The sequence below is a fragment of the Shinella sp. NM-101 genome, assembly GCF_021401195.1.
GTDB lineage: Bacteria > Pseudomonadota > Alphaproteobacteria > Rhizobiales > Rhizobiaceae > Shinella.
Genome location: NZ_JACBFT010000002.1, coordinates 355844 through 373565, shown reverse-complemented (window position 1 = coordinate 373565; position 17722 = coordinate 355844). Strand labels below are relative to the sequence as shown.

19 protein-coding genes and 1 pseudogene are annotated in these 17722 nt (G+C 65.8%); 11 read left to right on the top strand and 9 right to left on the bottom strand.

Going from position 1 to position 17722, the window contains the following annotated elements; all coding sequences use genetic code 11:
- The 4 genes from L0976_RS05640 to L0976_RS05625 all read right to left on the bottom strand — a co-directional run bounded on the left by L0976_RS05640 (position 1) and on the right by L0976_RS05625 (position 3952).
- The gene (locus L0976_RS05640; protein WP_234186481.1) at positions 1 to 1071 is read right to left on the bottom strand and encodes a MotA/TolQ/ExbB proton channel family protein; all 1071 of its coding nucleotides are present in this window, start codon (positions 1069 to 1071) and stop codon (positions 1 to 3) included.
- A 110-nt stretch (positions 1072 to 1181) separates the two neighbouring features.
- Positions 1182 to 1982, bottom strand: a complete 801-nt coding sequence (locus L0976_RS05635) for an inositol monophosphatase family protein (protein WP_234186480.1) — start codon at positions 1980 to 1982, stop codon at positions 1182 to 1184.
- Positions 1983 to 2161: 179 nt separating this feature from the next.
- A complete protein-coding gene (locus L0976_RS05630) occupies positions 2162 to 3289 on the bottom strand; it encodes a tetratricopeptide repeat protein (protein WP_234186479.1) in 1128 nt (375 codons plus the stop codon).
- A gap of 9 nt (positions 3290 to 3298) precedes the next feature.
- Entirely contained in the window at positions 3299 to 3952 is a 654-nt protein-coding gene (locus L0976_RS05625; protein WP_234186478.1) for a thiamine phosphate synthase, read from the bottom strand.
- Positions 3953 to 4046: 94 nt separating this feature from the next.
- Between L0976_RS05625 and L0976_RS05620 the strand changes: the two genes are divergently transcribed.
- Both L0976_RS05620 and L0976_RS05615 read left to right on the top strand, forming a co-directional pair.
- Positions 4047 to 4817 carry a sulfite exporter TauE/SafE family protein gene (locus tag L0976_RS05620; protein WP_234186477.1) on the top strand — a complete coding sequence of 257 codons (771 nt, stop codon included), beginning with the start codon at positions 4047 to 4049 and terminating at the stop codon, positions 4815 to 4817.
- A gap of 62 nt (positions 4818 to 4879) precedes the next feature.
- Entirely contained in the window at positions 4880 to 5140 is a 261-nt protein-coding gene (locus L0976_RS05615) for a helix-turn-helix transcriptional regulator (protein ID WP_203316052.1), read from the top strand.
- Positions 5141 to 5329: 189 nt separating this feature from the next.
- Here the strand turns inward: L0976_RS05615 and L0976_RS05610 are convergent, their stop codons facing one another.
- Positions 5330 to 5503, bottom strand: coding sequence for a YdcH family protein (locus L0976_RS05610; protein ID WP_203316053.1), 174 nt, complete (start codon positions 5501 to 5503; stop codon positions 5330 to 5332).
- A gap of 215 nt (positions 5504 to 5718) precedes the next feature.
- Here L0976_RS05610 and L0976_RS05605 point away from each other — a divergent pair, with 215 nt between their 5' ends.
- The 5 genes from L0976_RS05605 (at position 5719) to L0976_RS05585 (ending at position 8496) form a co-directional block, all read left to right on the top strand.
- On the top strand, positions 5719 to 5922 hold the full coding sequence (locus L0976_RS05605; protein ID WP_203316054.1) for a YdcH family protein: 204 nt from the start codon (positions 5719 to 5721) through the stop codon (positions 5920 to 5922).
- Between the two features lie 50 nt (positions 5923 to 5972).
- Positions 5973 to 6440, top strand: coding sequence for a 5-(carboxyamino)imidazole ribonucleotide mutase (gene purE, locus L0976_RS05600; protein ID WP_160785349.1), 468 nt, complete (start codon positions 5973 to 5975; stop codon positions 6438 to 6440).
- A complete protein-coding gene (locus tag L0976_RS05595; RefSeq protein ID WP_234186476.1) occupies positions 6437 to 7495 on the top strand; it encodes a 5-(carboxyamino)imidazole ribonucleotide synthase in 1059 nt (352 codons plus the stop codon). Before purE ends, L0976_RS05595 begins: the two co-directional genes overlap by 4 nt.
- Before the next feature lie 180 nt (positions 7496 to 7675).
- Positions 7676 to 7801 carry a type B 50S ribosomal protein L36 gene (ykgO, locus tag L0976_RS05590; RefSeq protein WP_119256688.1) on the top strand — a complete coding sequence of 42 codons (126 nt, stop codon included), beginning with the start codon at positions 7676 to 7678 and terminating at the stop codon, positions 7799 to 7801.
- Positions 7802 to 7884: 83 nt separating this feature from the next.
- A complete protein-coding gene (locus tag L0976_RS05585) occupies positions 7885 to 8496 on the top strand; it encodes a hypothetical protein (RefSeq protein WP_234186685.1) in 612 nt (203 codons plus the stop codon).
- A 68-nt stretch (positions 8497 to 8564) separates the two neighbouring features.
- On the opposite strand, the gene pyk is transcribed toward L0976_RS05585, so the two are convergent.
- Positions 8565 to 10004, bottom strand: coding sequence for a pyruvate kinase (pyk, locus tag L0976_RS05580; RefSeq protein ID WP_203316057.1), 1440 nt, complete (start codon positions 10002 to 10004; stop codon positions 8565 to 8567).
- A pseudogene (locus tag L0976_RS05575) lies at positions 10004 to 10381 on the bottom strand (DUF1036 domain-containing protein); the annotation flags it as partial. The gene pyk and the pseudogene L0976_RS05575, both read right to left, overlap by 1 nt.
- Before the next feature lie 295 nt (positions 10382 to 10676).
- On the opposite strand from L0976_RS05575, the gene L0976_RS05570 reads away from it, so the two are divergent.
- The 3 genes from L0976_RS05570 (at position 10677) to L0976_RS05560 (ending at position 12165) form a co-directional block, all read left to right on the top strand.
- Positions 10677 to 11465: an N-formylglutamate amidohydrolase gene (locus L0976_RS05570; protein ID WP_234186475.1), complete on the top strand. Its 789-nt coding sequence runs from the start codon at positions 10677 to 10679 to the stop codon at positions 11463 to 11465.
- Between the two features lie 10 nt (positions 11466 to 11475).
- Positions 11476 to 11781 carry a DUF1244 domain-containing protein gene (locus L0976_RS05565; RefSeq protein WP_203316060.1) on the top strand — a complete coding sequence of 102 codons (306 nt, stop codon included), beginning with the start codon at positions 11476 to 11478 and terminating at the stop codon, positions 11779 to 11781.
- A 117-nt stretch (positions 11782 to 11898) separates the two neighbouring features.
- Complete coding sequence (locus tag L0976_RS05560) at positions 11899 to 12165, top strand: DUF2312 domain-containing protein (protein ID WP_160785259.1); 267 nt, start codon at positions 11899 to 11901, stop codon at positions 12163 to 12165.
- 73 nt (positions 12166 to 12238) lie between these two features.
- On the opposite strand, the gene L0976_RS05555 is transcribed toward L0976_RS05560, so the two are convergent.
- Both L0976_RS05555 and L0976_RS05550 read right to left on the bottom strand, forming a co-directional pair.
- Complete coding sequence (locus tag L0976_RS05555; RefSeq protein WP_370643585.1) at positions 12239 to 13981, bottom strand: DUF882 domain-containing protein; 1743 nt, start codon at positions 13979 to 13981, stop codon at positions 12239 to 12241.
- A 174-nt stretch (positions 13982 to 14155) separates the two neighbouring features.
- Positions 14156 to 15685: a sigma-54 dependent transcriptional regulator gene (locus L0976_RS05550; RefSeq protein WP_234186474.1), complete on the bottom strand. Its 1530-nt coding sequence runs from the start codon at positions 15683 to 15685 to the stop codon at positions 14156 to 14158.
- Positions 15686 to 15850: 165 nt separating this feature from the next.
- On the opposite strand from L0976_RS05550, the gene L0976_RS05545 reads away from it, so the two are divergent.
- Positions 15851 to 17704, top strand: a complete 1854-nt coding sequence (locus L0976_RS05545) for a M3 family oligoendopeptidase (protein WP_234186473.1) — start codon at positions 15851 to 15853, stop codon at positions 17702 to 17704.
- Positions 17705 to 17722: the final 18 nt, after the last annotated feature.

Below are 17722 nucleotides of genomic sequence, written 5' to 3'. Positions count from 1 at the left end.
TTATTCGCCCCCGGCCGTCTGGGCTTTTTCAGCGGCGCGCTCGGCCCTTTCGGCAGCGGTGCGCGCGGCAAGCCGGTCGAGCGTGCGGCGAAGCGCCTTCGCCTCCTCCTGCTGCGCCTCGATCCAGTCGCGCAGCATCTGCTGCTCGCTGCGCATGTTCTTGACGAGGCCCTGGATGCCCTCGGCAAGGCTCGCCATGGCGGCGGTGGAGCGGTTGCTGCCGCCGCCCTCCTGCGCGAGCTTGAGGATCTGCTCGGCGAGCGCCTGGACGTCGGCGGAGGAGGTGGCGGGCATGTCGGCGGCCGGCTGGAATTCGGAGCCGACATCCGTGACGGAGGAAAGCCAGTTTTCCAGCTCGGTGTAGAAGCGGTTCTGCGCACGGCCGGCCTGCAGGTCGAGGAAGCCGAGGATGAGCGAGGAGGAAAGGCCGAAGAGCGAGGTCGAGAAGGCCGTGCCCATGCCGGTCAACGGCGCGGAAAGGCCTTGCTTGAGGGCGGTGAGGATATCGTTCGCCGTGCCGCCGCCGGCGTCGAGCGACTGGATGACGGTGCTGATCGAGCCGATCGTGCCGAGCAGGCCCCAGAAGGTGCCGAGCAGGCCGAGGAAGACGAGGAGGCCGATCAGGTAGCGCGACGTGTCGCGCGATTCGTCGAGGCGCGTTGCGATGGAATCGAGGATCGAGCGCAAGGTCGCCGTCGAGAGCGCGACGGAATGGCGCCGGCCGATCAGCGCGCGCATCGGCGCAAGGAGAACGGGATCGCGCCCGACCTTCTCGGCGCTTCCGGCCGCGCGGAACGAGTTGAACCAGCGCACCTCCGGCCGCAACGCCAGCACATGGTTGAACACCAGGAGGATGCCGATCAGCAGCACGCCGAGAATGAGGCCGTTGAGACCGGGATTGGAAAGGAACGCCGTCTGCGCCTGGCGGAAGAGGATCGCCGCCACGAAGCCGACGATGATGAGGAAGATCACCATCGTCCAGAAGAAGGCCATGGGGCTCGAGAGTTTGTGCGGGTAGTCGTCCCCGGTCTCGGCCGACCCTCCCCAGCCCGACAGCGCCAGCTTAGCCATGTAGTCGCATCTCCGCTTTCTCGTCGGGGCGGAGACTAGAGGAAGATTGCGCCGAATTGAAGGGGTAAGGCCGCAACAGCGGCGCGGAATGCGCCGCCTGTTTCAAGCGCTTAGCGCGTGGGCACCGGGCGATGCAGCACCTCGCGCAGCGCCTTGTGGATATATTCGTTGCCGCAGACGACGGTGCCGGTGTCGAACATCGCGGTGCCGCCCTCCAGGTCGCTCGCATAACCGCCAGCCTCGCGAATCAGCAGGATGCCGGCCGCGATGTCCCAGGGCGAGAGATCGCGCTCCCAGAAGCCGTCGAAACGGCCGGCCGCCACATAGGCAAGGTCGAGCGAGGCGGAGCCGAGACGGCGCATGCCGGCCACCTCCCCCATCACATGGCGCAGCTCGATGAGGAACTTGCCGTGGTTGCCCCGGCCGAGATGCGGCACGCCGCAGCCGATGACGGCGTCGGAAAGGTTCTTGCGCGCGGCGACGCGCAGGCGGCGGTCGTTGAGGAAGGCGCCGCCACCGCGCTCGGCGGTGAAGAGCTCGTCCGTCGCCGGGTTCAGCACGACGGCCGCGACGATCTCGCCATTGCGCTCCAGCGCGATGGAGATGGCGAAGCATGGAATGCCGTGCAGGAAGTTGGTCGTGCCGTCGAGCGGATCGACGATCCAGCGGTGCGCGCCGTCCGTACCGGTAATCTCCTCGGATTCCTCGCCGAGGAAACCGTAGGTCGGCCGCGCCTTCATCAGTTCCTCACGGATCAGCTTCTCCGCCTTGCGGTCGGCCTGCGAGACGTAGTCGCCGGGGCCCTTGAGCGAGACCTGCAGGTTCTGCACTTCGCCGAAATCGCGGGCGAGCGACTTGCCGGCCTTGAAAGCGGCCTGAACCATGACGTTGAGAAGAGCTGAACGAGCCATGCAACTAGAGTCCTTCGGGAATGTCCGGCGCTTCGGGACGGCAGGAACCGCGGCGCGGGAAGCGCACCGGGACCGGGATGCGCCTCAAGACCACAAATTCCCCGAAGTTTCAAGCCTTCGCCCCTGCAAGCGATGCAATGCAGGGCATCGCTTCGCGCAACAGGGTAAATTCCGGGGCCTCAGGAACCCGACCGGTACTTGTTCGCCGCGTCGATGCCGGCCTTCTGCTGCTGGTCGTTCAGCCCGAGATAGAAATCCTCCAGCGACGGGTCGTTCAGCCCGGCGCGGCGCGCCAGCACGAACCATTTCGCCGCTTCCACCGGATCGGACCTGGTGCCGATACCGTGGATGTAGAGCTGGGCGAGCTTGCTCTGGGCGACGGCATTGCCGCCTTCGGCCGCCCGCTTCAGCCAGTTGAAGCCGGCCTCGTAGTCGCGCTCGCCGGCCGTGCCGTTCACGAGCCACATGCCGAGGTCGAGCTGGGCGGTGTCGACGCCGGCGCGTGCGGCACGCAGCAGCCATTCGCGTGCCCGCTTCGTCTTCTCCTGCGGCAGGTCGCTCAGGTTCAGATAGATCTGCGACAGCGCGTATTGCGCATCCGCGATGCCCTGCTCGGCGGATTTCTCGTAGTAGGGCAGCGCCTCGCGCAGGCCCTTCTCGCCGGGGGAATCGGCCACCAGGACCTGCGCGTAATTGAACTGCGCGGAGGGATTGCCGAGATCGGCCGACTTCTTCATCAGCTCGTCGGCCTTCTTGCGGTCCTCCTTGGAACCCGAGCGCTCCATCAGGAGCACCGCATATTTGAACATGCCGGTCGGATCGCCGCCATTGGCCGCCTGCTGGTACCAGAACATGGCCTGGTCGCGATCCCGCTTGACGCCGAGGCCGCGGTCGAGGATCTCGGCGACGAGCGTCTGGGCCGCCGGATCGCCGAGCTGGGCGCGCGGCAGGGCGAGGTCCATCGCCGTCAGGTAGCGCCCGCGCTGGAACGCGCCATAGGCGTCGTCGACCTTGCCGGCAAAGGGCTTTTCCTCCGGCAGGGCCGGCAGGTCCGCGCCCATGCGGTCGAGCACCGTAAGGCCCGTCGAAGGCCCCTCGGCGGGCTTGTCCCCACCCGCCGGCTTTTCCGTGGTGGCAGGCTTCTCGTCCCCGGCCGCGTCCTTCGCGCCCGCATCCGCAGCGCCTGCCGTGACGGCGGGGCCTTTCCTGACCGTCTCGGCGCCGGCGGGCACGGCCGCGAGAACGCCCGCGGCGAAAAGCGCCACGGAGGATATACGGCAAGCTTGCAAGAGAACGGCCCTGATCATGAGCGTCTACTATTCCTCAAACCGTGGCGCTTTTTCGTCAAGAAGCGCGTTCACGGCGGCAACAACATGCGGGGCCTGCGCGGGATCGGCGAAGACGGCCTTGTCGAGGGCCACGAACTCCGCGCCCGCCTCGGCGACCGCGAGCGCCGATTGCGGATCGGTGCCGCCGAGCACGATGCAGGGAATCTCCACCATCGAGGCCCACCATTCGGCGAGCGCAAGGTTCTTGGGATGGGCGTCCGGCTTGATGTCGCCGCCGATCTTGCCGAAGAAGATGTAGTCCGGCCGCACCTCGCCGATCTCCAGCGCCCTGTGCCGGTCCGTCGCATTGCCGCCGCCGACGATGAGCTTCGGCGTGAATTTCTCCACCGCCTCGCCGAGTTCCTGAAGCCCGCCCGTCACATGGATGCCATCGGCCTTGGCCCTTCCGGCAACGCGCGTATCCCCTGCGACGAGCGCCGCCGCGCCCGCCTGCTGGACGATCGGCACCAGCGCCTCGGCATGCTTCTGGAACTGGCCGTCGTCCAGCTCGTATTGCGGCAGGATCACCGAGGCGACGTCACCGCCTTTCAGCGCACCCTCCAGCATGGCAGCCCGCGCAGCAAGGTCCTCGCCCTCTGGAAGGATAAGCACAAGGCGGCAGCGGGTTTCAACGTCGGACATGAATGGGCACTTCCCTTGGATTACGATGGTTCGGGGCTCGTCATAACAGATCAAAGCGGATAGACGGAAGGACGAAGAGGATCAATCGCCTTCCATGCCTGTCGACCCCGCCATCTATTATGCGGCCGTCCCCGCCGTTCTCCTCGTCGGCCTCACCAAGGGCGGCATGGGCGAGGCGCTCGCCCTCATGGGCGTGCCGTTGCTGGCCATGGCCGTGCCGCCGGTGCAGGCCGCCGCCATCCTGCTGCCGATCCTCGTGGTGATGGACTGCGTGTCGCTCTACATCTGGCGCAACCACAACGACCGCACGCTGCTGAAGATGATGCTGCCCGGCGCCCTCCTCGGCATCGCCATCGGCTGGGCGACCTCGGCCTATGTGCCGCGCGATGCGCTGCGCCTCATCATCGGCCTCATCACCGTGCTCTTCGTCGCCCGCTATTTCTACAACAGCTGGCGCGCCCGGCACGGCTACGTCATCGCGGCAAAGCCGCACCGGCTGGCACCGGCCGCCTTCCTCGGCACGCTTTCCGGCTATGGCAGCTTCGTCGCCCATGCGGGCGGCGCGCCGTTCCAGGTCTACGGCCTGCCGCTGAAGCTGCCGCCGCGCGACTATACCGGGGCAGGCGTGCGCTTCTTCGCCATCCTCAACGCCATCAAGCTCGGCCCCTATTTCGCGCTGGGCCAGCTCGACACGACGAACCTGACGATCTCGGCAACGCTCGTTCCCCTCGCCATCGTGGCGACGGCCTGCGGAGGTTTCATCGTCAAGCGCATGAAGCCCGACGTCTTCTACCCCTTCATGTATGCCATGGCGCTGATCGCCGGCCTCAAGCTCGTCTATGACGGAGCGCTCGCCTTTCTCTGACGCGGTCTTCGGCAGCGCACAAATTGCTTGCCGGCAATGCTGCCTTGCCATAGCTTTCGCCCATGGCGCACCCGGATCCCTTTGCGGCGATTGCCGATCCCCACCGCAGGTTCCTGCTGGAGGAATTGCGGCGCGCGCCGCGCACGGTCAATGAACTGTCCGAAGGCCTGCCGATCAGCCGTCCCGCCGTCTCGCAGCACCTGAAGGCCCTGCTCGATTGCAATCTCGTCAGCGTGCGGGCCGAAGGCACCCGCCGCATCTACGCGATCAATGCCAGGGGCTTCGACAGGCTCAATCTCTGGCTCGACCAGTTCTGGTCGTAGGAGCCGACCCGTCCCATCCTGAAACAGAACGCCCCGGCGTGCCGTTGCGGCAGGCCAGGGCGTCAGACATCCATCATTGCGTTTCTCGGGGCGGTTTCGCGAAATGGGCTCCTACCCTGGTCCTCCCATGCAGACCGTCTGTTTCGCGACCCTCACCCTCGCTATGGCATTGGAAAAATCCCTGTCTTTTCAGTGTGCCGTGGAGCGAAGACGCTCGATCTCATCCTTGATGCGCAGCTTGCGACGCTTGAGATCCGCAATCGCCTGATCCTCCGCGGAGGGGCGATTCATTGCAGCATGGAGCTCTTCTTCGAGAGCGAAATGCTTCTTTTCGAGCGTGGCCAGATGTGCCTCAATCGACATGTGACAGTTCCTTCCTTTTGCTTGCACCCGGTCACTTTCATGCCGGGTGGTCCAGGTTGCAACAGAACCAGTGTGCCATGTCATTTTTCATTTGTCGAAGGCGAAAACGTGGCAAGGGATAACTTCCCGTTACCAGGGCTTTCGTGGTAGGAGCAGCCTTTGTAGAGACTGGAAGAGGCGGTCGGGCCGCCTCTCCGCCGAGGGGAACGAATAGCATGGCAGACCAGGAACAGGCTGAATTACGGCTTGCCGTCGCACGGCTGCGCCAGGAGCACGAAGACTACGATGCCGCGATCAACGCCATGATCCAGACCGGCTGCGAAGCCCTCAGAATCCAGCGCATGAAGAAGAAGAAGCTTATCCTCAAGGACAAGATTTCCAAGCTGGAAGATCAGATCATTCCCGACATCATCGCCTGAACGGACGAGACGCCTTGGACACCACAGAAACGCCCCCCGTCGCCATCATCATGGGAAGCCAGTCCGACTGGGAGACGATGAAGAACGCCGCCGACACGCTCGATGCGCTCGGCGTCGACTACGAGGCCCGCATCATTTCGGCGCACCGCACGCCCGACCGGCTGTACAGCTTCGCCCGCGGCGCCAAGGCGGAAGGCTTCAAGGTCATCGTCGCCGGGGCAGGCGGAGCGGCCCACCTGCCCGGCATGGCGGCCGCGATGACGCCACTCCCGGTCTTCGGCGTTCCGGTCCAGTCCAAGGCACTGTCCGGCCAGGACAGCCTGCTTTCCATCGTGCAGATGCCCGCCGGCATCCCCGTCGGCACGCTCGCCATCGGCAAGGCCGGCGCGGTGAACGCAGCGCTGCTCGCCGCCGCCGTGCTGGCCCTCAGCGATCCCGAACTCGCCCACCGCCTCGACGAATGGCGGGAGAACCAGTCCAACGCCGTCGCCGAATATCCCGTGGACGGCCCGCTATGAGCGTGCGCACGATCGGCATCATCGGCGGCGGCCAGCTCGGCCGCATGCTCGCCATGGCGGCCGCCCGCCTCAACCTGCGCACCGTCATCCTCGAGCCGCAGCCCGATTGCCCAGCCGCCCAGCTCGCCAGTGCGCAGATCGTCGCGGCCTATGACGACCCGGATGCGCTGGCCGAGCTCGCCCGCCTCTGCGACGTCGTGACCTACGAGTTCGAGAACGTGCCGGTCGCCGCTGCCGAAGCGCTGGCCGAGGCCGTCCCGGTCTTCCCGCCGCCGCGCGCGCTGGAGGTCTCGCAGGACCGCCTCGTGGAGAAAAGCTTCATCCGCGACTGCGGCATCCGCACCGCCGATTTCGCCGCCGTCGACAGCCAGGCCGACCTCGAAGCCGCGCTCGACCGCTTCGGCGGCGTCGGCGTCCTGAAGACGCGCCGGCTCGGCTATGACGGCAAGGGCCAGCGCCTGTTCCGCTCGCCGGCCGAAAGCCGCGACGGCGCCTTCGAGGCGCTCGGCGGCGTGCCGCTGATCCTGGAGAGCCTCGTTCCCTTCGAACGGGAAATCTCGATCATCGCCGCCCGCGACCGCGACGGCACGATCGCCTGCTACGACCCGGCGGAGAACGTCCACCGCAACGGCATCCTCCACACCTCGACCCTGCCGGCCCGCGTCAACGAGGCGTCGGCCGACCAGGCCCGCAGGGCCGCGCGGGCGATCCTGGACAGTCTCGGCTATGTCGGCGTCATCGGCGTCGAGTTCTTCGTGTTGCCTGACGGCGGGCTCGTCGCCAACGAGATCGCGCCGCGTGTCCACAATTCCGGCCACTGGACGGAGGCGGCCTGCGTGATCTCGCAGTTCGACCAGCACGTCCGCGCCGTCGCCGGCCACCCGCTCGGCGATCCCCGCCGCCATTCGGACTGCGTGATGCAGAACCTGATCGGCGACGATATCGACGACGTTCCCGCCTGGCTGGCAAGGCCCGACGTGCTCGTCCATCTCTACGGCAAGACGGAGGCCCGCCCCGGCCGCAAGATGGGGCATGTGACGCAGATTCTCGGCTGAAAAGCCACGCCGGGGGCTGGAAAACCGGCATAGCCGCGCGGAAAACCCGCCCGCCACGGTTGACAGCGCAAATGTCACAGGTTACATGCCTGCCAACCTGAAAGCGCGCCCGAAACGGCGCGTTTTTGATTGAGGAAATCCGGCGAACTCGAGTCGCCCTGCAATACGCGGATCAGAAAAATGAAGATCAAGAATTCGCTCAAGTCGCTCAAGGCTCGTCACCGCGAGAACCGCCTTGTTCGCCGCAAGGGCCGTGTCTACATCATCAACAAGCAGAACCCGCGCTTCAAGGCTCGTCAGGGCTGACCAGGCGTCGTGGTCGCCTTTCCGCCAGGCGGGAAGCGGTGATCGACAAATATTCGTTTGAAGTTGCGCCATGGCGGTTTACCATAACCGCCATGCGCTTTTTCATGCTTTCAGCACTCTGCCTTGCCTTCCCCCTCGTCGCCGTCGCGCCGGCCGCTGCCCATGCGCAGCAGGCGGACAAGGCCTCCCTCGACACCTCCGCCACGCCCACGCAGGCACAGCGGCTCGACAAGCTCTTCGATACGCTGAAGCGCGAGGGCAATCCGGGCGTCGCCAAGGGCATCGCCGACCAGATCCGCCGGGAATGGCAGGATTCCGGCAGCGCCACCGTCAATCTCCTGATCCAGTGGGCCGACAAGGCCATGACCGAGGACAAGAACGTCGCGGCGCTCGACTACCTCGACGAGGCGATTCGCCTGAAGCCCGATTATGTCGAAGCCTGGAACCGCCGCGCGACCCTGCATTTCAAGATGGGCAACTACCGCAAGTCGATGTCCGACATAAACCAGGTGCTCGCGATCGAGCCCCGGCATTTCGGCGCGCTGGCCGGCATGGCCGCCATCATGTCCCAGACCGGTCGCGACGAGATGGCGCTGAAAGCCTGGGAAAAGTTCCTCGACATCTACCCGACCGAGCGGCAGGCCCAGAAGGAGCTCGGCGAGCTCGCGGAAAAGCTCACCGGCCAGCGCACCTGACACGCCCTCCCCGGAATCGAAAAGGCGGGCCGAAGCCCGCCTCTCAGGCATCCTGAAGGGATCGCCGCTCAGACGCCGCTGACGCCGTCCGCGGCGATATAGGCGATGCGCAGCATGTTCGTCGCACCGGGCGTGCCGAGCGGAACGCCGGCCGAGATGATGATGCGGTCGCCCGGCTTGCCGAATTCCTCGCTGACGACGATGCGGCAGGCGCGGTTCACCATGTCGTCAAGGTCCGTCGCATCGCCCGTGACGACGCAGTGCAGGCCCCACACGACCGACAGGCGGCGTGCCGTCTCGATGACCGGCGAGAGCGCCAGGACGGGCACGTCCGGCCGCTCGCGGGCCGTGCGCAGGCCCGTCGCGCCCGACGAGGTGTAACAGACGATGGCCGACAGCTTCAGCGTCTCGGCGATCTGGCGGGCGGCCAGCGAGATGGCGTCGGCACCGGTCGCTTCCGGCGTCGAGCGCTGGGCGTAGATGATGCCGGGATAGTGCGGGTCGCGCTCGACCGTGCTGGCGATCGACGCCATGGTGGAGACGGCCTCGACCGGATAGGCGCCGGAAGCCGATTCGGCCGACAGCATGACGGCGTCCGCGCCCTCGAAGACGGCGGTCGCGACGTCGGAGACTTCCGCACGCGTCGGCACCGGCGCCGAGATCATCGATTCCAGCATCTGCGTGGCGACGACCACCGGCTTGCCGGCGCGGCGGCAGGCGCGGATGAGCTGCTTCTGGATGCCGGGGACGGCTTCCAGCGGCATTTCCACGCCGAGGTCGCCGCGGGCGACCATCAGGGCGTCGGAAAGCTCGATGATCTCGTCGATCCGCTCGACGGCCTGGGGCTTTTCGATCTTCGACATCAGGCCGACGCGGCCGCGCGCGACCTTGCGCACCTCGGCAAGGTCTTCCGGGCGCTGGATGAAGGAGAGCGCCACCCAGTCGACGCTGCCGGTCGCAAGAACCGCATCGAGGTCGACGCGGTCCTTCTCCGTCAGCGCGCCGACGCCGAGCAGCGTGTCGGGCAGGCTGACGCCCTTGCGGTCGGAGATCTTGGTGCCGGAGACGACGGTACAGACGATCGACTTGCCGTCGGCGCTCTCGGCGCGCAGGTGTAGCTTGCCGTCGTCGATCAGCAGGCGGTGGCCGGGCTTGACCGCTTCCAGGATTTCCGGATGCGGCAGGAACACGCGGGTGTTGTCACCGGGCACGTCCTTGTTGTCGAGCGTGAAGGTCTGGCCGGGCTTCAGCTCTTCCGAGCCGTTGGCGAACTTGCCGACGCGCAGCTTCGGCCCCTGCAGGTCGGCGAGGATGCCGATCGGCCGGCCACAGCGGGCCTCGACGGCGCGGATGCGGCTGATCAGCGTGCGCATCACGTCGTGGCTGGCATGGCTCATGTTGATGCGGAACAGGTCTGCTCCCGCCTCGTGCAGCTTCTGGATCATCTGCTCGTCAGACGATGCCGGTCCGAGCGTGGCGAGGATTTTGACTTTTCTGTTCCGTCTCATCAGTTCTGGCTTTCCTGCGTCCCTGGCGTGTCGGAAAGCTGTACCATCCAGCTTCCCTGCCGCCCCGTGTCGTATTCCTTGAAGCCCATGCGCTGGAAGCCGCGCGCGAAGCAGTCCTGCACGCCGGTCACCTTGAACTCGTTCTCGGCGACGCACATGTTGACGTCGCCGGTCCAGCGGCCGCCGCGCGCGGCGTCTTCGGCATAGAGATAGTAGTAGCGCGACTGCAGCTCGCCCTCGATCAGCGTGGCGCAGGTCGTGGCGGGCACCTGCCACCAGCCTTCGCTGATCCAGCCTTCCTTGGCACGGTAGCCGATGGCGACCCCGACGAGGTTCTGCGTGCCGTTGCAGACTCGGAAATCGGCCCTCGCCTCATCCGGTACGGAAAGGGCGAAGAAACCCGCGAAGAGGAAAAGGCCGGCCTGGAGAAGACCGCTGGCTTTCGAAAGGAACGGGTTATGGCTCTTGGCTCTCACGGCTTCCAATGGAACTCCGTTGATTTGAATATGCGCTTTCTTGCGACGACGGGGCATGAATGTCAACGCAACACTAATCGATTACATTTCCATGACGGGGAAGTGACTCGCCGCCACAACCGCAGGCCTCGAGCCTTGCGGGCCGGCTCGCCCCGTGCGATCAGTCGGCGCAGGCGGTGAACACGCGGCAGAAGACATGCAGGACCACTCCCCTTTCGAGATCATTGACGGCGATACCGGCCTCGGGCTCGTCATCCTGGCGGACCACGCCACCAATCTGCTGCCCGGGCGCTACAAGCGCCTCGGCCTGCCGGAAAGCGCCTTCGAGCGCCACATCGCCTACGACATCGGCGTCGAGGGCGTGGTGCGCGGGCTGGCCGCCCGGCTGAACGCGCCGGCCGTCATGAGCCGCTTTTCCCGCCTCCTCATCGACCCCAACCGCGGCGAGGACGACCCGACGCTCATCATGCGCATTTCCGACGGCGCGATCGTTCCAGGCAACCATCCGATCACGCCCGAAGAATGGCAATACCGGCTGGAGACATTCCACCGCCCCTACCACGATGCCGTCTCCCGCACGATCGGAGCGGTCGCGCAGAGGACCGGCCGGGCGCCGCTGGTCTTTTCCATGCATTCCTTCACGCCGGCCTGGAAAGGCGTGCCGCGTCCCTGGCAGGTGACGGTGCTGTGGGACAGCGACCCTCGCGCCGTGCATCCGCTTCTCGCCGCCCTTCGCGCACCCGGCGACGTCGCCGTCGGCGACAATGAACCCTATGACGGGGCGCTGCGCGGCGACACCATGTTCCGCCATTGCATGAAGCCCGGCATTCCCCACGCGCTCATCGAGATCCGCCAGGACGAGATCGGCGAGGCGGCCGGCATCGCCCGCTGGGTCGACAGGCTGGCGCCGATCTTCGCACGGTTGAATGCGCACGAGGCCCTGCACACATACGAGATCCACCCTTCCCGCACCGGACCCTATTGAGACCGAGACGATGACCGACCTCAGCAAGGAACAGCAGACAGAATTCGAGGCGGCCGCCTTCCGCCGCCTCGTCAAGCACCTGCGCGAGCGCACCGACGTGCAGAACATCGACATGATGAACCTCGCCGGCTTCTGCCGGAACTGCCTGTCGAACTGGTATCGCGAGGCGGCGAACGAGGCGGGCGTCCCGCTCGACAAGGACGCCTCACGGAGGATCGTCTACGGCATGCCCTATGAGGAATGGCGCGCGCGCTACCAGCGCGAGGCGAGCGACGCGCAGAAGGCCGCCTTCGAGGTCAACCGCCCCCGGGAGTGACGCTCGCCGCATGGGAAAATCCTGAAGGAACGCGTGATAGGTCTTGATCTTGCCGGAAGTTCGCGGCAAGTCACGGCACCTTCGAATTTCTGAAAAGCCCCATCCAAGGAGAAGACCATGTCGGATGCCCACGGCGTCGCACGCGACCAGCTTCGCGCGTTCATCGAGCGGATCGAGCGCCTCGAGGAAGAAAAGAAAACCATCGCCGACGACATCAAGGACGTCTACGGCGAAGCCAAGGGAACCGGCTTCGACACCAAGATCCTGCGCAAGGTCATCCAGATCCGCAAGCAGGACAAGGACGAGCGCATGGAGCAGGAAGCGATCCTCGACACCTATCTCCAGGCCCTCGGCATGATCGAGCTGCCGCCGGACGCCGAATAGGCCCGCGCAGCCCGCAACGAAAAAGCCCGCCGGAGCGATCCGGCGGGCTTTTTGCTGGCACATGGAAAAGCGGTCAGTTCGCGGCGCTCTCGAACTTGCGCACTTCCATGAAATTCACCGCCGTGCCGCTGAAGCGGCCGGCATCGATCGACTTGCCCTCCGGCTGGAAGCCGGCGAGGTAGACCGTCGTCGGCGCGGAACGCAATGTGCGGCTGACGAAGCGCGGCGCCTTGACGGGCTTGGAGAGCGTCGCGACGCGCTCCTGGTCCAGCGCCCACTGCGAGAGGATCTTCTGCGACAGCTTCGGTTCGGTGCGGATCGCGCCGCGGCTTGCCGCATCGGCGTCCTTCTTCTTCGGACGGCCGCCCTTGGTGGGCGTCTCCTCCAGCGCCCGCGCACCGCCGCCGTCGGACGGCATGAGCGCCACCATTTCGACCGGAACGCCTTCGCCGCCACCCGTCGTCGGCTCGGCGAGAGCCGCAAGGCCGGAGCGGTCTGCGCCGGTCGGCAGGGCGACATCGGCCTCCGCGGCCGCCATCAGCGCCGTCTGCGTCTTGTCGAGCTCGACCTGCGGGCGCAGGCCCGGCACCGGAACCATGGCGAGTTCCTCGCTGTCCTCGACAGCGGCTTCCGCCATCATGGCGTCGCCGGGCTGGGTGCGGGCACCCAGCATGACGGGAAGCGGGATCTTGTAGGCCGCAAGGTCTTCGAATTCAGGCTTCTGCTCGGTCGTGGCCGCCTCGAGGGCCGCGACGGCGCCGTTCGCCTGCGGCGCGACGAGGGCCAGTTCTCCGGTCTCGGCGGCCTTGAAGGCGGGGCGGTTTCCCGGAACGGGTGCGTTGAAGGCCAGTTCCGACTCGGCTTCGGCGGCGGCCGGCTTGGTATCCTGCGCGGCCCTTGCCGGCGCGCGGGCGGAGCCGCCTTCGTCGAAGTCGTCCGCGATCACGGCGTTGCTCGCGATCATTTCGGGTTCTTCATCCTCGTCGCCGCCTCCGCCGAAGAGTGCGGCAAGGAAGCCGCCCTTGCGCTTGGACGAAGAGGCCGACGGGTTCGATCCGCCGCCGGCGACCTGGATGGCGTTCGCGCCGACGCGGCGCTTGTAGTCCGCGACCGCCTGCTGATAGCCGGGCAGCGGCTTGCCGTCCGCCGGGACATGCATCGTCTTGCCGTCGGGGAAGAGGCTCACCAGTTCCTGGCGGCTCATGCGCGGCCAGGCGCGCACGCCGCCGACGTCGAGATGGACGAAGGGCGAGCCGGAGGTCGGATAGTAGCCGACGCCGCCGACCTGGAATTTCATGGCGGTGGCGCGCAGCGTCGCCAGCTTCACGCCGGGAATGTAGAAGTCCATCGCCTTGCCGAGCATGTGCTGGCTCTTCTTGGCAACGCCCTTGGAGCGCGAGCGCAGCATGCCGTTGGTGGCCGGCGAGCGATAGGCGGAGACGACGTTGATGTAACCGGAGGCACCGACCTTCTGGTAGACTTCCCAGACGAGGTCGAAGAGGCGGGGATCCATCTTCGTCGGTTCGCTGCGACGCCAGTCGCGCAGGAACTCGTTGAGCTGCTTCAGGCCGCGCGGGTCGTAGCGGCCGTTGCGCTTGAAGGTGATCTCGGCCTTTTCCTTGGTATGGATGAAATAGAGCTTGAGCGTGCGGTTGCCGCTCTCGGCCTGGACGGTCGCGGGAATGGCTGCGGGCAGGATGAGGGCAGCAGAGAGCACGGCCGTGGTCAGGGCCTTGGGCAGCTTTTGCAACACTGTCTTGCAGAGGCTGCTCAGGGAGGTCCCCGGGCGCTTCATCGATGCGAACAAATTTGCCAACTCTTTCCCCGTCCGAAGGACAACGAACGTCCGTTGTCCCAGATGACTGCCAATTGCGGTGAGAGCATGGCAAATCCGCCACACTCTTCCCCGCGCACCCGTTATAGTGAACAATCCACTAACAGGGAATAAACGGCAATCGAGAAATCCCGGATGGCCGGGATTCCCGGGGTTTTACGCAGCTTCCTTCATCGGATCGTCCGGATCGATGCCATAATCCTTCAATTTGCGGTAGAGAGTCGAGCGCCCGATGCCCAGTTTGCGGGCGACCTGGCTCATTTGCCCATGATAGAATTTCAGGGCGAAACGGATCAGTTCCTCTTCCACATCGGCCAGTTTGCGCACATGACCGCCCCTGTCGACGCTGGAGATGGCGTTATCCGCCGCGGCGGCCTCGACTGATTCGCCCGGCCGGAAATCCGGATAGACGCTGGGAAGGCGCGTTTCGGCCGCCGGCTCCTGCGCGGGCAGGCCAGAGGTCTCCCAGGTCGCCGCGCCGCCTTCCGCAAGCCCGTGGCCGGGAACCTGCGCGGCAATCTGCGGGAAGTCGGCGGCGGTCAGTTCCGCCCCTTCCGACAGCACCACCGCACGGAAGATCGCGTTTTCGAGCTGGCGGATATTGCCCGGCCAGTCATAGGCCGTCAGAAGCGCCATCGCACCGGCCGAGACGCCGAGCGGGCGGGCCAGCTTCTGCTCCCCAGCGAAGCGCTGCACGAAGGCGCGCACGAGGACCGGAATGTCCTCCTTGCGCTTGCGCAGCGCCGGGATGGTGATCGGGAAGACGTTGAGGCGATAGTAGAGGTCCTCGCGGAAACGGCCCTCGCGCACCTCGTTGATGAGGTCGCGGTTGGTCGCCGAGATGAGGCGGACATTGACCTTCTGCGGAAAGCGCGCGCCGATCGTCTCGATCTCGCCCTGTTGCACGGCACGCAACAGCTTCACCTGCACATCGAGCGGCAGGTCGCCGATCTCGTCGAGGAACAGCGTTCCGCCGTCGGCCTCCATGAACTTGCCGGTGTGGCGCTCGCTCGCGCCGGTGAAGGCACCCTTCTCGTGGCCAAACAGGATGCTTTCGACCAGATTGTGCGGGATCGCGCCGCAATTGACGGTGACAAAGGGCTTGTGCGCCCGGTCGCTTCCCGCCTGGATGGCGCGCGCCACCATTTCCTTGCCGACGCCGGATTCGCCTTCCAGAACCACCGGGATGTTCGACTGCGCCGCGCGGCGGCCGAGATCGATGACGCGCAGCATTTCGGAGCTGGCCGAAACGATGTCGTCGAAGTGCACGGCCTCGGCGCGTCCGCGCCGCCCGCCGCGGCTGCGGCCCTCGCGCTGGTCGACCTTCAGCGCATTGCCGACCGCAACGCTCAGGCGCTCCGGCGAAACGGGCTTGACGACGAAATCGAAGGCGCCGGCACGCATGGCCGAGACCACCGTCTCGATGCCGCCCTGCCCCGTCTGCACGATCACCGGAATGGTATTCTCGCGCTCGGCGAGCGCATCGAGGAAGGCCGAACCGTTCATTTCCGGCATCATCAGGTCGAGCAGGATCACGTTGATCAGACCGCCCTTGCGATCGAGCAGATCGAGGCCCGCGCGGCCGTTTTCCGCCATATGGCAGATATGACCGGAGCGCTCGATCATGTTCTTCAGAAGCCTGCGCTGGACAGGATCGTCATCGATGACAAGAATATGGGCCGTCACTGGAACCTCCTTGCCGAAGGCGCGCGTCATGCACGCCCTGGGGAACTGGATACCAGCGGACCATGGCAGAAAGGGTTGAACATGCCGTTTTGAGAAAGGCTTGCATTTTAACCAACGCCGACGCAAGCAAGGAACCCGACCTGCCCACCAGGAAGAGAGATACCGATGACCCGCACTTTCCTTGAACCCCGGATCGATTTCGCGACCGCGGAGGCCGCCGCCGGCGCCGGGCTGGGCGACCTGCCCGGCTGGAACCTTACCGACCTCTACCCCGCGCCGGCCTCGCCCGAATTCAAGGCCGACATGCAGAAGGCCGAGGCGGATTCGCTCGCCTTCGAGGCGAAGTGGAAGGGCAAGCTCGACGCCGCGACGGAAAAGACGGGCGACGAGGGCATCGGCGCGGCCGTCCGCGAATTCGAGGCGCTGGAAGACGTGATGGGCCGCCTCATCTCGTTTGCAGGCCTTACCTATTTCACCAACACGACCGAGCCGGCGAACGGCAAGTTCTATGGCGACGTGCAGGCCAAGCTCACCGATCTCGGCGCGCATCTCCTGTTTTTCTCCCTTGAACTCAACAGGATAGACGACGAGCGCATCGAGGCGGCGCTGGCGAACGACGCCCTTGCCGCCCATTACCGCCCCTGGATCGAGGACCTGCGCAAGGACAAGCCCTACCAGCTCGACGACAGGACCGAACAGCTCTTCCTCGAAAAGTCGATGACGGGCGCTGCCGCCTGGAACCGCCTCTTCGACGAGACGATGGCCTCGTTGCGCTACACGATCGACGGCGAGGAACTGCCGCTGGAAATCGCCCTCAACCAGCTCCAGTCGCCGGACGGCGAGGCGCGCCGCAAGGCTGCCGAGGCGCTGGCGAAGACCTTCGAGGACAATATCCGCACCTTCACGCTGATCACCAACACGCTCGCGAAGGACAAGGAAATCGCCGACCGCTGGCGCGGCTTTGCCGACATCGCCGACAGCCGGCACCTCGCCAACCGCGTTGAGCCTGAGGTGGTCGCGGCGCTGGCGGAAGCCGTGCGCGAAGCCTATCCGCGCCTCTCCCATCGCTACTATGCGATGAAGGCGAAGTGGCTCGGAATGGAGCAGATGAATTACTGGGACCGCAATGCGCCCCTTCCCGAGACACCTGACGCGACCATTCCATGGAATGAGGCGCGCGACACGGTGCTCTCCGCCTACAGCGCCTTCGCGCCGGAAATGGCCGCCATCGCAAAGGACTTCTTCGACAAGGGCTGGATCGACGCGCCGGTACGCCCCGGCAAGGCCCCGGGCGCCTTCGCCCATCCGACCGTGCCGTCCGCCCACCCCTACGTTCTCGTCAACTACATGGGCAAGCCGCGCGACGTGATGACGCTCGCCCACGAGCTCGGCCATGGCGTGCACCAGGTTCTGGCCGGCGGCCAGGGCGCGCTGATGGCTTCGACGCCGCTTACGCTCGCCGAGACCGCCTCCGTCTTCGGCGAGATGCTGACCTTCCGCAGCCTGCTCGACAAGACGAAGGACAAGCGCGAGCGCAAGGCGATGCTCGCCCAGAAGGTGGAGGACATGATCAACACGGTCGTGCGCCAGATCGCCTTCTACGAATTCGAGCGCAAGGTGCACACCGCCCGCAAGGAAGGCGAGCTCACCAGCGACCAGATCGGCGAACTGTGGCTTTCCGTGCAGGGCGAAAGCCTCGGCCCGGCGATCCGCATCTCCGAGGGCTACGAGACCTACTGGGCCTATATCCCCCACTTCATCCATTCGCCCTTCTACGTCTATGCCTATGCCTTCGGCGACTGCCTGGTGAACTCGCTCTATGCCGTCTACCAACAGGCCGGGACCGGCTTCCAGGCGAAGTATTTCGACCTGCTCAAGGCCGGCGGCACCAAGCATCACACCGAACTCCTCAAGCCCTTCGGCCTCGATGCGAGCGATCCGTCGTTCTGGAGCAAGGGACTGTCGATGATCGAGGGGCTGATCGACGAACTGGAAGCGCTTGATAAGGCGTCATCTTAAAAGAAGCCGGATGCCCGC

What these genes read in the sequence shown, in the direction of transcription:
- L0976_RS05615 (WP_203316052.1), top strand. Translation starts at nt 4,880, where the DNA reads ATGGCGCACCCGGATCCCTTTGCGGCGATTGCCGATCCCCACCGCAGG.
- L0976_RS05640 (WP_234186481.1), bottom strand. Translation starts at nt 1,071, where the DNA reads ATGGCTAAGCTGGCGCTGTCGGGCTGGGGAGGGTCGGCCGAGACCGGG.
- purE (WP_160785349.1), top strand. Translation starts at nt 5,973, where the DNA reads ATGGGAAGCCAGTCCGACTGGGAGACGATGAAGAACGCCGCCGACACG.
- L0976_RS05625 (WP_234186478.1), bottom strand. Translation starts at nt 3,952, where the DNA reads ATGTCCGACGTTGAAACCCGCTGCCGCCTTGTGCTTATCCTTCCAGAG.
- ykgO (WP_119256688.1), top strand. Translation starts at nt 7,676, where the DNA reads ATGAAGATCAAGAATTCGCTCAAGTCGCTCAAGGCTCGTCACCGCGAG.
- L0976_RS05560 (WP_160785259.1), top strand. Translation starts at nt 11,899, where the DNA reads ATGTCGGATGCCCACGGCGTCGCACGCGACCAGCTTCGCGCGTTCATC.
- L0976_RS05635 (WP_234186480.1), bottom strand. Translation starts at nt 1,982, where the DNA reads ATGGCTCGTTCAGCTCTTCTCAACGTCATGGTTCAGGCCGCTTTCAAG.
- L0976_RS05630 (WP_234186479.1), bottom strand. Translation starts at nt 3,289, where the DNA reads ATGATCAGGGCCGTTCTCTTGCAAGCTTGCCGTATATCCTCCGTGGCG.
- L0976_RS05620 (WP_234186477.1), top strand. Translation starts at nt 4,047, where the DNA reads ATGCCTGTCGACCCCGCCATCTATTATGCGGCCGTCCCCGCCGTTCTC.
- L0976_RS05570 (WP_234186475.1), top strand. Translation starts at nt 10,677, where the DNA reads ATGCAGGACCACTCCCCTTTCGAGATCATTGACGGCGATACCGGCCTC.
- L0976_RS05545 (WP_234186473.1), top strand. Translation starts at nt 15,851, where the DNA reads ATGACCCGCACTTTCCTTGAACCCCGGATCGATTTCGCGACCGCGGAG.
- L0976_RS05565 (WP_203316060.1), top strand. Translation starts at nt 11,476, where the DNA reads ATGACCGACCTCAGCAAGGAACAGCAGACAGAATTCGAGGCGGCCGCC.
- L0976_RS05610 (WP_203316053.1), bottom strand. Translation starts at nt 5,503, where the DNA reads ATGTCGATTGAGGCACATCTGGCCACGCTCGAAAAGAAGCATTTCGCT.
- pyk (WP_203316057.1), bottom strand. Translation starts at nt 10,004, where the DNA reads ATGAGACGGAACAGAAAAGTCAAAATCCTCGCCACGCTCGGACCGGCA.
- L0976_RS05605 (WP_203316054.1), top strand. Translation starts at nt 5,719, where the DNA reads ATGGCAGACCAGGAACAGGCTGAATTACGGCTTGCCGTCGCACGGCTG.
- L0976_RS05595 (WP_234186476.1), top strand. Translation starts at nt 6,437, where the DNA reads ATGAGCGTGCGCACGATCGGCATCATCGGCGGCGGCCAGCTCGGCCGC.